The 12,830-nt window shown below is 55.5% G+C and carries 13 protein-coding genes, 1 tRNA gene and 1 pseudogene; 2 read left to right on the top strand and 13 right to left on the bottom strand.

Going from position 1 to position 12,830, the window contains the following annotated elements; genetic code table 11:
* Positions 1-41 precede the first annotated feature (41 nt).
* Entirely contained in the window at positions 42-947 is a 906-nt protein-coding gene (locus VGK48_22580) for a hypothetical protein (GenBank protein HEY2383971.1), read from the bottom strand.
* Between the two features lie 162 nt (positions 948-1,109).
* Positions 1,110-2,078 carry an exodeoxyribonuclease III gene (locus VGK48_22575; protein HEY2383970.1) on the bottom strand — a complete coding sequence of 323 codons (969 nt, stop codon included), beginning with the start codon at positions 2,076-2,078 and terminating at the stop codon, positions 1,110-1,112.
* On the opposite strand from VGK48_22575, the gene VGK48_22570 reads away from it, so the two are divergent.
* The gene (locus VGK48_22570; GenBank protein HEY2383969.1) at positions 2,062-3,081 is read left to right on the top strand and encodes a VWA domain-containing protein; all 1,020 of its coding nucleotides are present in this window, start codon (positions 2,062-2,064) and stop codon (positions 3,079-3,081) included. The two genes, VGK48_22575 and VGK48_22570, sit on opposite strands and share 17 nt — an antisense overlap.
* 97 nt (positions 3,082-3,178) lie before the next feature.
* On the opposite strand, the gene VGK48_22565 is transcribed toward VGK48_22570, so the two are convergent.
* The 4 genes from VGK48_22565 to VGK48_22550 all read right to left on the bottom strand — a co-directional run bounded on the left by VGK48_22565 (position 3,179) and on the right by VGK48_22550 (position 6,143).
* Entirely contained in the window at positions 3,179-3,778 is a 600-nt protein-coding gene (locus VGK48_22565; GenBank protein HEY2383968.1) for a hypothetical protein, read from the bottom strand.
* Positions 3,779-3,845: 67 nt separating this feature from the next.
* Positions 3,846-4,667: a DUF2182 domain-containing protein gene (locus VGK48_22560; GenBank protein ID HEY2383967.1), complete on the bottom strand. Its 822-nt coding sequence runs from the start codon at positions 4,665-4,667 to the stop codon at positions 3,846-3,848.
* 7 nt (positions 4,668-4,674) lie between these two features.
* Positions 4,675-5,310 carry a DUF1326 domain-containing protein gene (locus VGK48_22555; protein ID HEY2383966.1) on the bottom strand — a complete coding sequence of 212 codons (636 nt, stop codon included), beginning with the start codon at positions 5,308-5,310 and terminating at the stop codon, positions 4,675-4,677.
* A gap of 179 nt (positions 5,311-5,489) precedes the next feature.
* The gene (locus tag VGK48_22550; protein ID HEY2383965.1) at positions 5,490-6,143 is read right to left on the bottom strand and encodes a hypothetical protein; all 654 of its coding nucleotides are present in this window, start codon (positions 6,141-6,143) and stop codon (positions 5,490-5,492) included.
* A 657-nt stretch (positions 6,144-6,800) separates the two neighbouring features.
* Between VGK48_22550 and VGK48_22545 the strand changes: the two genes are divergently transcribed.
* Positions 6,801-6,974, top strand: coding sequence for a hypothetical protein (locus tag VGK48_22545; GenBank protein HEY2383964.1), 174 nt, complete (start codon positions 6,801-6,803; stop codon positions 6,972-6,974).
* A 74-nt stretch (positions 6,975-7,048) separates the two neighbouring features.
* Here VGK48_22545 and VGK48_22540 read toward each other — a convergent pair.
* From VGK48_22540 to VGK48_22510, 7 genes and pseudogenes are all read right to left on the bottom strand, one after another.
* Positions 7,049-7,134: transfer RNA gene (locus VGK48_22540), tRNA-Leu, on the bottom strand.
* Positions 7,135-7,154: 20 nt separating this feature from the next.
* Positions 7,155-7,385, bottom strand: a pseudogene (locus VGK48_22535) (tyrosine-type recombinase/integrase).
* Positions 7,386-7,426: 41 nt separating this feature from the next.
* A complete protein-coding gene (locus VGK48_22530; GenBank protein HEY2383963.1) occupies positions 7,427-8,326 on the bottom strand; it encodes a hypothetical protein in 900 nt (299 codons plus the stop codon).
* Positions 8,319-9,587, bottom strand: coding sequence for a hypothetical protein (locus tag VGK48_22525; protein ID HEY2383962.1), 1,269 nt, complete (start codon positions 9,585-9,587; stop codon positions 8,319-8,321). Before VGK48_22525 ends, VGK48_22530 begins: the two co-directional genes overlap by 8 nt.
* A 10-nt stretch (positions 9,588-9,597) precedes the next feature.
* Complete coding sequence (locus VGK48_22520; protein ID HEY2383961.1) at positions 9,598-11,532, bottom strand: hypothetical protein; 1,935 nt, start codon at positions 11,530-11,532, stop codon at positions 9,598-9,600.
* A 63-nt stretch (positions 11,533-11,595) separates the two neighbouring features.
* Entirely contained in the window at positions 11,596-11,913 is a 318-nt protein-coding gene (locus tag VGK48_22515) for a DUF5615 family PIN-like protein (protein HEY2383960.1), read from the bottom strand.
* A 3-nt stretch (positions 11,914-11,916) separates the two neighbouring features.
* Complete coding sequence (locus VGK48_22510) at positions 11,917-12,198, bottom strand: DUF433 domain-containing protein (GenBank protein ID HEY2383959.1); 282 nt, start codon at positions 12,196-12,198, stop codon at positions 11,917-11,919.
* Positions 12,199-12,830 lie beyond the last annotated feature (632 nt).

Below are 12,830 nucleotides of genomic sequence, written 5' to 3'. Positions count from 1 at the left end.
AACTATTACAACTGCGCGTCGCTTGATGTTTCGCGCTTCGCTTACTTCGCCGGCGGATTGCCTGAAATATAACGTTCGTGAACCTTCTCACCCGGCGGAATCGTACGCGTGATGTTTACCGTCATGGTGTTGCCGACCCACTGCTTGACGAGCTGTTCTTTCCGCAGATGGCCGTACATGGTTTCTTCAACCATCTCGACGCACCGGAAATCCATGAGCTGCGCGTTGGTGTCGAGCCGGCGGTAGAGCGGCATGCTGATCTTCCAGGTACGCGTGAAGACCTGGGGATCCTCGATCGTCGCTTCGTAACGGATGACGTCGCGGCCCGCCATATTGTATCGCTCGGTAACGTGCAGCGCGTCGCTGTGGAAGTTCCCCGATCTGTCGAACCAGGTCGCATCGGTGAAATCCTTCACATCGACCACAAGGGTGTCGCCTTCCCAGTGGCCGACCGAATATCCCATGTAGGCGACGTTCGGATAGTCTTCCATCTTGTTCAGATGGATCGTTCGCTGCGCGTTGGCATACTCGAACACCATCATGATCTTGCTGGCGCTCTGAACGATCTGGAACGGATACGGCATGTACATGGCGCGCGGAACGCCGGGTTGGAAGCATTTGATCTCGGGATCGCGATCCATCCAGTGCTCGAGGTTTTCTTTCTTTCGCGCCGCCGCCCAGGGCAGATATGGAATCTCTTCGCCCTCGACGACACCCTGACCGGGAGGAACCCACCCGATGGAACCCAGTCCAAGGACCGGCGCCGCCAGAGTAACCGAGCCCGGCGAAAATCCCGGCTGCGCGACCATTGGCCGTGCCGCGTGGGTCTGCAGATCCCAGTTCGCCGTGTTGTTGGCCTCCCAGATTCCGCTGAAGTCGGGCTTGCCGGCAATCCGCGCTGGAGCAGCCTGACCGCCGACTTGGGCCGTGGTCACGTTTCGTGTCATGACCAGCCCCAAAATGATCGCGGTCGCGGCAGCGATTGTTACAATCAGGGTCCAGCTTTTGGCCCCGCTTCGCATTCTCCGTTTCCCTCCAGGGTTCTACTTCGCGGGTATTATATTACAGGCCTGCTATCCCCCCGCCTACCTATAGAAGCAAGCCCGCAGCTACCCCAACTTCGCGCGCCGGCCCGCGACACGCTGATCCGCAGACGCCCAGCCGGCATCGAAGGGATGTCCAGGGTGGTCCAGGTCGATCGCGAGCGGGGCGTGATCCGAGGGCAGCGGCTTGCCCTTGCGGGCTTCCCTGTCGATCTCGGACGAAATGATGCGCGGCGTCAATGCCGTCGAGACCAGCAGATGGTCAATCCGCATCCCGAAATTCTTGTGGAAGTTGCCCGCGCGGTAATCCCACCACGTGTATCGATCGGCTTCGGGATGGCGCAGCCGGTACGCATCGACCAGGCCCGCGCGGCAGAGCGCGGCAAACGCATCGCGCTCGGGTTCGGAGACGTGCGTTCCGCCGTGGCAGGCGCGCGGATCCCACACGTCGATGTCCGCCGGCGCGACGTTGAGATCGCCGCCAAGCACGATCGGCGCGCCTGCCGGGATGGTTTTCTCCAGCCATTGCGCCAACCGGCGGAACCAGACCAGCTTGGCTTCATAAAAAGGCGATCCCACTAGACGGCCATTCGGCGCGTACACGCAAACCAAGCGGATGCCGCCGCACTCTGCGGAAATCATCCGCGCTTCGGCGAGCGGCTCATCGTCAGCGGCATCGGCGGCATCGGGAGTGCGTGCAGGCCGGAGCGGCTCTCCGAAATTGGTGACGATGCCGCTAATCCCAATGCGGCTCGCGATCGCGACGCCGTTCCATCGCCCTTCGCCGTGGTGTGCGAACTCATATCCCGCATCCCGGAACGCCTCGACCGGCGCGTCGGCATCGGCCAGTTTCGTCTCCTGCATCAGGAGAACATCGGGCCGGGCGCGCTCGAGCCACCATTGAACCTTCTCGAGACGCGCTTTCAGCGAGTTGACATTCCAGGTCGCGATCCGCATATCCAGCCTTTGGCGAATGACATTACCATATTGCCCGAACCGCGAAGTACGATGGTATGAGATGGTGAGGTTGTCCAAGCGGTTCGCTCTCCTGTTGTGCATCTTTTTGCTGATCGGCAACGCCTCGGCCCAGGATCAGGACCAGGTGCTGCGGACGCAGACGACAGTGGTGCTCGCGCCCACCCTCGTCAAAGATGTAAAGGGCAAGTTGATCTTCGGACTGCGCGCCGGCGATTTCACGATCGAAGACGACGGCGTCGAGCAGGCCGTCCAGCTCGACGAAATCCTCGATGCCCAGCCCGTCTCTGTCGTCATTGCGCTTCAATGTGGCGGAGCAGCCCCTGCCGAATTCGAGCGGATGAAGGGGCTCGGCGCAATGCTCGGTCCGGTGCTCGAACAGGGGAACACCGACGTGGCCATCGTCGAATTCGACAGCAAAGTGGCTCTCACTCGCGATTTCACGCGCGACGAGAAGGCCATCCGGAACGACTTGAGAAGACTGAGGCCCGGCGACGGCGGCGCCGCCATCCTGGACGCGGTCAACTATTCCGTGGCGATGCTCAACAAAACTCCCAACGACCGCCTCCGAATGCTGCTTCTGATCAGCGAGACGCGCGACCACGGAAGCGCCGTGCCGCTGGCCAACGTCGCGACCGCGATGGCCGGCAGCGATATCGTCATGTACGCGCTCGCGTTTTCCCCCGCACTTTCCGCTGTGCTGGACGACGCCCGCGGCAAGAATCCCGGGAAGGCCAATAACGCGGACCTGCTGGCGCCGATCCTTATGGCCACTCAAGGAATGAGAAAGAACATCCCGAAAGCAATCGCGGCAATGACCGGCGGCCAGTACGAGCTGTTCAAATCGGGCAAGAACTTCGAGTTCCGCATGAACCAGTTCGATAACGATCTTTACAACCGCTATCTGCTCAGCTTCCAGCCTTCCGATCCCCATCCCGGACTGCACAAAGTGGAGGTCAAGCTCAGCACGCCAAGAAAACACGCCTCGGTCGCCGCCAGAAACAGCTATTGGGCCGCGCCCCCTCCACGCAGCCGCGGGATCCGCGAAAGCGAAACCAGGTAGGCAAACATCGGTTTTGAACTCCCCGCCCGAGATTGGGTCGAGCCGGAAGTGTCTTGTTTGCCAATAAGATTTCCAGGGGGCGGATTTCGGGACTTCTTTATCGATTCGGCTGTTGTCTGTCGAAAACCAGGATTGATCCTTCGGCCGGATTGCGGTCATCGCTGGCCGCGGCTTTGCCGGTATCGGCGAACTCTTTGTAGTGGTATTCCTTTACTTCGTGGATTGTATTCCCGTCGGCGGACATTGCGAGATTCACCTTAATGGTGAGTTCGCCATCCGCCACATCCGAAGGCTCCGTCGGGCGTGCCTTGAGGGTGATTTCAATTGTATTTCGATCGAGCTGCCGGAAGGTTTCGGTCACCTGCTTCAAGCCGTCAATTTCCGTCACGTGCGGCTTGCCCGTCAAGTCCACCAGATGCGTTTCGTCCGCGAGATCGGTTCCGTCGACCATCTCCGTCCGAAAATAAAGATCCATAGTCCCGTTCGAGACACGAATTTTCAGGATCTGCCGGATAAGCGCCGGATCTACAGGAGGCTTCTCATCGCCATATTGGGATTTCTGGATGTTCAGGATCCACGTCCCTACCCACTTGTCCGTATCCGGAGGCACAGTCGCTGATGCGGAAATGAGCGGCGGAACTGCAAAACTCACAATGGCAATAGCGATTCTGAAGAAGCGGTTGAACGTGTTGTTCATAGGCGTGTTCGCAGCTGCACTACCAATGATGCCATCGCGGCGTCCGGAAACATAATTACACGCTGCTTCATGGCCGGTGCAGAAGAAGGAAAATCCCTCCGGATATAAAGAGCAGGCCGGCGAGCCGCGGAATGAGATGCCGCGTGCGGACGACCTTTTCGGCGAGAACGAAGACTGCGATCGACGCCACCCATAAGACGTTCATGACGCCGCCGATGAAGAGCAGTGCCATCAGCGCCCAGCAGCACCCTACGCAGTAAAGGCCGTGCGATATTCCGAGCTGAAGCGAAGCGAAGGGCGCGGACCGGAAGCCGCCGTGTTGCTGAATAAAGTGCATCGGTGACTGGCAGTGCTTCAGGCATTGGTCCTTAAGCGAAGACCATTGATAAACGCCGCAGGCAATGAGGACGCCTGCGCCAAGCAGCGCGTTCGCGCTCGACATCGCCGGCGTCAGCATCGCCGCGCGATCCAGGAGCCATTGCGCGACAGTCGCCAGGAGTGAAAACCCGGTCCAGATGAGAACATAGCCGCCGAAGAACCAGGCGGTGGGGGCGAACGGTTTGCCGTCGATCGCGGCCTGACGGGCGACCCGCGCATAGAGCAGAACCATGGGAGCGGCGGACGGCGTCATCATGCCGATCATCATGATGGCCCACATCGCAAACGTGAAGGCGAATTCCGCCGCGCTCCACGGCTCGAATGCCGGTCTCATCACCATTCCGGCTGCCGCGACAGCCATCCGGAATCCTGTCATGTCCATTCCCGTCATGTCCATTTGAAGGGCGAGACGGATGATGTAAGCCCACGCGAGGAGGGTGACCGCGCCTAATGCCGTGACCACGACCAGGCGGTCGCGCCTCAGCAGCGTCTCGATCGCCGCGCTGGCCACGAGCTCGCTATCGAACGACGCCGCTTTGCGTGAGGTGGAGATTGGCGAAGTGCGCGTACGAGTCGGACAGATTGATCTGGACCGCCCCTGAAGTCTTCGCCCAGCCGCGCCCCATTTCCGCAATCGTGTATTCGAAACCGTCCGGGAGATTGATTCGCGCTCGCTGCTCTTTTCCGGTGGAGACGTTCACAATCGGTTCGCCGCGTCCTTCGATAACACCCGGCACATTGAGCTTCGCCCGGCGTCTGTCGATATCGACTGTGAAGTCGATCTTCGTGAAAACAGGATCGTGCACCTTCTCCCACGTCGTCGAAAAAACCTGAAAGACGGTGGCGCCCGGCTCGGTATCCATTCCGCCCATGATCCGCAGCAGCGCATCACGCTGTTCCGGAGTTCCCCGCTCATCGATAATCGGAACCACCTGACCTTTTCCTTCGTGGACCGGGCCCGGCCAGACCATGATTGCCGCCATCCTCAACCCATCGAGCTTCGTGCCTGCATGAAAACCTTCATCGATTTGAACGCCCATGACCGCCTGGCAATTGCCGTGGGTCGGCAGCGCATTGAACTGGCAGGGACAACCATATGCGCAATTGCAATGCACAAATTCGCGTCCTTTGATCGTCCATTTGGTTTCAGCCATAACCCCTCCCGAGGAAAAAGTGTAAGCCTGTTTCTCCTGTCCGGCTAAACAACTTCGGCGGTCGAGGTTATGGCCGATTTGAACCGGTTCTCATTGGCTGACGCAGCGCACGCTGCGCGGTTTCGCTGAAAGCCATCCTGAGGTTCAGGCCGTCTTTATTTTCGGTTCGCTCGGATTCCTCAGCATGCCCAGGTGAGCAGCTCCGAAGCGACGGTGACGGCAAGATCGATAGCCCCGGGAACAGCCTGAGTGTTCCCCGTTTGCAAACCATGAGCGAGCGCGCTGCGGAGCTTAAATACGTCACTTAACTTAGAGAACTTCTGCCGGTCGATCAGCCCCGCTGATACAAGTTCTCGCATCAGTGACCACGTGTCTGGCCGTTGGACTGCAACTCCCTCGCGAGAGGCGGCAACCCGCATTCCACCTTCGAGAGCTGCCCATGCGAGCAAGAGGGCGGCTTCCGGATGACCTTTCGCGGTCAGAGCACGTGCCTCTTCAACCAGACGTCTGACCTCCGTGTCAGTTGGGATGTTTGCGACAGATGAGGCAGGTTCTTCGGGGGATACCAACACGAAACGCCATCCAGGCTGACGTTCGACGCGTTCCGAAATCAGACGAATCCTCTCGCGCTCGCTATCCGTCGCAGGCTGCCTCACCTCAATCACAATGCAGTCCCCGGAACCCCGCGCGATCATGTCGGGTCGATATTCGCGAATAAAGTCCGGAATCTCATTCGTGCCGGGCTCCACAACGACGTCATAGCCTTTGTCTTGGTATTGACGCGCAACGCGCTCCAGTTCCGTGCGTTCAGGGGTCCAATCTGGATGTCTCATAGAAACCTCAATTCGCCCTCAGGTGACGCCGCGATAATTCTAATATGCAGAAATTCTCTGCCCTCAACGAGTCCTTCTCCAAGCCTTGCGGCCGCTGTGGCTTTCTCGGTGGAATCAATGACGCCGTTCCAAACCGATCGTATTGGCTCCCTTTCGCCGGTACTAACAAAGTGCCAGTCGAAGTGCCAGCGAATCGATTCCATGGAGCGGCCGTCGGACAACTGACGTGTCCGATCGCACGCTATCTTATTGAATCCAGATATGTTGAATGGACACTTAAGATCCCGGACTGTCGCTCCTCGCCTGCAATGGAGGATTCAAACCTGAATCTGGATTTCCAAGCCTGCTTCCGCCACATCCAAGCCTGAATCTGAATTTCCAAGCCTGCATCTGGCACATCCAAGCCTGAATCTGGATTTCCAAGCTTGCATCCGCCACATCCAAGCTTGAATCTGGATTTCCAAGCCTGCATCTGGCACATTCAAGCTCGAATCTGGATTTCCAAGCCTGCATCCCGCACATCCAAGCGCAAATCTGGATTTCCAAGCCTCGATGTGTCACATCCAGGCCTGAATTTCAAAATCCAAACCTGGATCTCGTGAATCCAAGCTTGGATTCGAAAGTCGAAGCCTGGATGCGGCATATCGAGGTTTAGATATGAAAAAAGGCTTCCGGACCTTCGCAGCGGTTCGCAATCTCGTTCGCGCTGGAATTCATGAGCGCCTAGCCATGCAGATGACTGGTCACAAGACTCGATCCGTTTTCGAGCGCTACAACGTCACCAACGGTTCTGATGAAAGAGGCCGCGAAAAAAATGACCGCATTTCCTAAGCTCGCGGGCACAGTTGCACCACAAATGGGCAAGGCCGCCAACACCGACCAATCTCTAACTTCTGCTGTATCAATGCCAGGGATGGGAATCGAACCCACACGCCCCTTGCGGGGCTCCGGATTTTAAGTCCGGTGCGTCTGCCAGTTTCGCCACCCTGGCGGGTTTTTCGAATCTACAGCTTACCGAAGCTTACTACTTTCGCCTCCGTAGCCGAGGAGGGATGGGGGGGACTCCGCCGGTAAGTTCCCGAGTTTCGGAAGCTTGGCGACGGCATGCCGCTTATATTCGACCGATCGGTGCGAGTAGCGCATCGTCATCGAAGGCGTCTTGTGTCCGATCAGTTCCATCATCACTTTAGGAGCGGTACCGCTCATTGCCAGCCACGAGCCGAAACAATGCCTCAAATCGTGAAACCGGAAATGCTTTTAACAAAGAGTGTCGCTTTAGCCGCTTAACGCTTCCGCCTGTCAATCAAGTAATAAACAACTTTTTCACCTATCGCGGTAACTTTTTCACCTATGTCGGCGATTCGATGTAAGGCAGCCGCTACAGTCTCGATCGAGCGGACCATGGCGTGAAGTTCCGGCGAAGTACCCGTACTCACGGGACCGGATACTACTGGCGGAGTTTCTATCTTTCCGGGTTCCCACGGTGCCAGTCGTGACGACAAAGGCTTGATCTCTCTATCCTTCGGGTCGTAATATCCATCGACGTCAAAGGATTGTCGGGTTCGTTCCGCTTCAAACTTCGTACCTAGGACGACATTAGCCCCAAGCAAAACCAACTTGGTCGTTCCAACCCCCACAATCCCTCGCCAATCCTTCACGGCTGCCAGAACGTTTCCCCAATCAAGCTCCGTATCTCGATATTCATTGGCCAAGTCAAACAATCTTGCAGGAAGGAAACCGTTAGCTCGCAGCTGCTGACCGATACTTTGCGGATTTTCCCTGATTGTCTCGGCATAAGCACCGGCGAGTCGAGTACAAAGTGAAATAGCTTTCGATGCGATATCGCCGATGACAAAATCATTCCAATTAATATTCACAGTTGTTGACGTCATCAGTAAGCTAGGCCGCCGATGCCGGTCCTCTGTATGGGCGAAAGCAACTGCCATCAGTGCTGACTGATCCAACAAAATACAACGCTGCGCTGCCAACTCACGTTCGCTAAGAGGATAAAGTTGCGCCAGCAATGGTCCCCACGGGACCGTTTCAAGCTTTTTCTCAAGTGGAGCTATCGGCGACGTAGATGGGGGGACATACCGCTGAAACTCTTCGGTATCGGCTGTTACTCTATACCCCTTTCCCCACACTTGAACGGCCGCCGATTGATTGCCATACAGCTCATCCATTTTGGCGCTCCGTAACCCATCTCTGAATAATGTTCCGCATTCTGTTCAAATCGGGATCGTCTCGTAAGTGTTGCAACGCCTCATTGGCATATGCCAATGCTTCAGCTGCGTTCTTTTCATAAGAAATCGCAACCAGTAGGAGTTCGTTCCAAAATAACCGCTGCGACGGATACTTGCGAGCCAAACGCTCCAAGGCCAACCGGTATTGTGGAAGTTGCTCGTTCTCAAGCTTACCGGCCCGCAGGGCGTACGCAGCCGGTTTTAGAAGATTCCAGTCCTCCTCCCAACCCTCCGGCCCCCCGCCGGGCGCTGAAGGAACCGCCCCTTCTCCTATAGATATCGGCGGAAGTACGGGTTCATGGACGAGCGGCGCATGATCGACATCCTCGACTTCTGAGAGTGATGATTGCAACTCGTCGTGCAGTTCACGAATTGGACGAATCTGCCCGTTGTCAAGAGCTGCCTGTAATGTCCTGGCCCAAAACTGCACCGCACGGTCCTTTGGATCTGCGGCCGATAACCACGTCTTCAGCACAGATGAAGTCAAGTTGCCATGGGGGGCCAGTGGGCCCAAAACGCACTCCGCAGCGGCAAGGGCGATTTCATACCGCTGCTTCAGATATGCGGTGCTCTTGTCTACAGATCCCGTTGCCAGTTGGTCCTGAACCTTGTCGACAAGATCCTGAGGTGCGCGAAACGGCTTCCACGCCGGTATCGAAACCTGAAAAACGTCATCTTTTTCAAGATAGAAACTCTCCACGTCAATGAGAACACATCGTCCGTTGGCAAGAACACCAATATTCATCGGACAGATGTCGAAATGCAGCCAAGAAGGACCCTTATCTTTTTCGGGGTCCAAGTCTTCTAAAATCTTCAGCGATAAACTGTAAGCTTCGCCACGCTTGATGATGTCGTGAAGGGGTTCGAGTTCTTCCATGGCCACAAGTAGGCCTTCCGCCTTCAGCTGAACCTCAAACAGGGGAACTAGCGGAATCGCAAGTCCGAATGCCTGAAGGCTTACCAGTCGATCGAAAACGCCCTTAAGCCGATCGTGGCCGGTTATCATCTCGGTATCTGCGCCAGCCTTAGAGCCAGCCCGAACTATGAACTTGATAAACCCAGGCTTTCCGCCATCACGGAGCCACCTAGCCCTTGCGAAAATCGCCCAATTGTGATCCGCCATCATCCCCGGCGGCTTGTTTAATGTACGAATTTCCGCCCATTCACCTGCAGGTAGGAATGCTGCAATATCTATCGTCACAGTGGCCTCGTCAACTGCCAAGGCCCATCGGACGGAATAACCGCCAGGTCTTATCGGCAAATGAAACGGCAAGTAATTCACCAGAGTTAGCCCAAACCATGGTTTGAGGAGCAGCATCAAGTAGTGGTGAATTCTCGGGACTCGTCTTGATGATTTTAGAGCCCACGATCGCGGCTGCGCTGAGTCTGAGATCGGGGTTAATTAGAGCTAGAAGTGCTGAATAAGGAGCCAGCGCGCAAGCCGCTTTCGCCTCATCAGGATAGACGGGGCCGAGTTCAAGGGGCTTACCTGAAGCGCTAATTCTTGCTTGATCGTCGCTGCTGATTGATAAACACAGTCCTAACCTGTTAGTCATCGTGTCGGTTGTATCGAATTTTGCCATCAAATCAGGCGCAACGCGATTTCCCAATTTTCCATCGGCAGCAACAACGACGCCTTCAACTGCATCGCCGTTAAAAACAAAGGCGTGAGAGGACCGCTCCGAAAAAGCGCAAGTAAGGACAGACGAGGGTTTTAAAAATCCTTCAATGTAGTCTGCTTGCAACCACTTTTCGCCTTCGTAATGTAACGAGTGTAACCTGCCCGACGCGTCAACTCCTATAATGCGACGGCCAGTGATAGGGGTCCAAGAGACCATTTCGTAGGGCAGGGAGATCTTTTTTAAATGTGTGCCTTTCGTTCCCTGCCATACGAAATTACACTTTGCCCGAGCGCCAAGAACGAACTCACCTCCAACATAGTGGGCAAGGAGATCTATGTGCGCCCAACCAGGTATTGCACCGGCAGCTTTGAACTTGGGTTCCTGGATCGCAGTTGACTCCAAGGAAGTCTCTAACAACTCACCCTTCTCGGACACAAATGTAAATGCAACTGACCGCGCGTCGTCATTTGTTGCGCATAAGACTCGTCCAGGCGAACCACTGAAGTGACCCAATTGACGTAGTTCCGGTATCGTACGAACGGAAAGTGTAGCGCCTTCCCCGTTGGTCCGAAAACTAACCGAAGGGACAACCTTCCGTATCTCCATGGAGGTTCGGTGAAGGGCTTCAGCGAGCAACCAAATCCATGCCCTCAGCAAGGTCTCAGGCTTTCTTGCGGACGCGAGAGGCAGTTTGTCGTCCTCCATGGGTACGCCGATGCCAATAACGGATACCCTACAAAGCAAAGCCTTGAGGTTTTTCTGGCGTTCGACAACTATGGTCAGTTGATTATATGCGGTGTCCGCGCCGTCGTTTGGCCCTTGATAACGATCGGCCTTCGTGATCATTATGCACACAGGGACTTCAGCCTCAGCAAACTCTTGAAGGCGCGCCAATATTTCGTCCCTGTATCGTTTCCCATCGGTCGTTTGCTGTACATACAGCTCTGGATTCACAAGCAACAGAATAGCGTGGGCCTTGCTCAAGATATCCCGAGCTGTTTCGTCGAGTTCCCGAAAACTACCACCTTTAATATCTGGAAACAGAACATAACCTAACGTACCACTGATGCTTCTTATTGCGAGAATGTACGCGGATGGTTCGTCTGTACCAGGGGGCCACTCGCAATCATCTACAAATTTTTCAGAGAGATCGCGGAGACGAACAGTTGTTCCTACAGCCGTCGCGGTTAGGTTTAAACCCCTGTATTCCTCAGCCGAATTCTCAAGCTTAGTCAGCTCGTCGGTATTTGTAATAAGTGCCAGACCAAGAGGGTGCTGCGCAGGGTCGCAGTAATGGATAGCGGTTAGTAGCGAACAAGTCTTACCGTCTCCGGTCCATCCCCATATCGGCACGTTCAACACGATGTTTTTATCTGATTGCCGACCCTCCAAGCGCCTCACGACGTCTTCCAAGAAGGCAGGATTGTCGACGGAAGCGGCAGTCTTGACTTTTCCAACTGCCGCCGTTCGTGCCGGTTTTCGTGGCGCGCGACGTTTCAACTTGGGTTGTTCATCCTCGACCATAGGTCAGAACTCCTCAAAGCAATACAAGGTCGCCCCCATTTTGCCACGTTCACTTTTTCTAAGTTAATACATTTGAAATTGTCCCGCGGCCTGTGGACACGTTAGGTCCTTGATCGGGTATGTCGTAGCGTTGGCGTGGAACCATAATGATGCCAGCGTGTTCTTTACCACTGTCGAGATATCTTGTGCAATTTGCAGAAATCCGGCACGTTGAATGTAGAGCGTTCTTTTATTTGAAGCGGCCCATTCCAGTAGCGCTCCGTCTTCCTTTCCCCGCAAACCAGCATCGACGAATGTTTGTATATCCGCACCACGCGCGCGGAGCGCAACGACCAGAGCAGTAGCCATCGTGTCTTCGTCCAAATAAAGGGAAGCCTTCACTCTTTAGGAATTCGATTTGGATTCGTCAGCGAGCCGAAGAAAATCGGAGGTTTCCGCTTCGAGTTCGCGATCGATCTCATCCCGATTGGCGTGATAGCAGGCGAGGGCTGCGTAGACCTGAGCAAGATTGATGTGAGGATATTCTTCGACGATTTCTTCTGCTGTTAGCCCGCGTTGATAACAGGTCACGACCTGATGGACAGTTACACGTGTTCCGTCGATTCGGATGCGCCCACCACAAATGTTAGGAGAGCGGCTCAGCAGCGTGCCGATTGCAGTGCTCATAACTAAAATCCATTTTACCCTACTGTCACTCCAGCAACCATACGCCGCCTCGTGGTTTGCATAGCCGGGCAGAACAGATGACCATTGAGCGTAAACGAATTGCAGAGATCCGCTCCACGCTCATTCCTCCTTCTCGTCCGGCTCCTGCATTGCCCGTGCCTTTATTAGCTCGATCAGGTCGCGTATTCCGGCGAAAGCCGACACCGATTCCGATTGAAAGCAGACGCTGAATCCGACGCAAAGCATCCAGTAGTGTGTCTACCACACCCAGTGCCACGAACACGGGCGTTGGCTCTGGGAACCTGGGATGACGGATCTCGCAAAGAACAACTTAGCTTCCGCTAAGGTGTTCATTTATCAGGCGGTTCAAGGCCAAGCGGGCAGCTGAAGTCATCTGGCAAAGATCAACGCTTTGGGGGATCGGACGTCGCGTTCTATAATCACACGCGATGCTGACGAGCGATACGATTGCACCGCGCATGTGAGATTTCTCAATCCCCAGGTTGCACTCCCGCTCTGCAGCCTGCATTTCTAAACTTCTCGCTTGCAGTCGCGATCTGCAGCCTGCATTTCTAAACTTCTCGCTTGCAGCCGCGACCTGCAGCCTGCATTTCTAAACTTCTCGCTTGCAG

The sequence above is a fragment of the Terriglobia bacterium genome (assembly GCA_036496425.1).
Lineage (GTDB): Bacteria > Acidobacteriota > Terriglobia > 20CM-2-55-15 > 20CM-2-55-15 > 20CM-2-55-15.
This window is presented reverse-complemented; position numbering and strand designations above follow the sequence as displayed.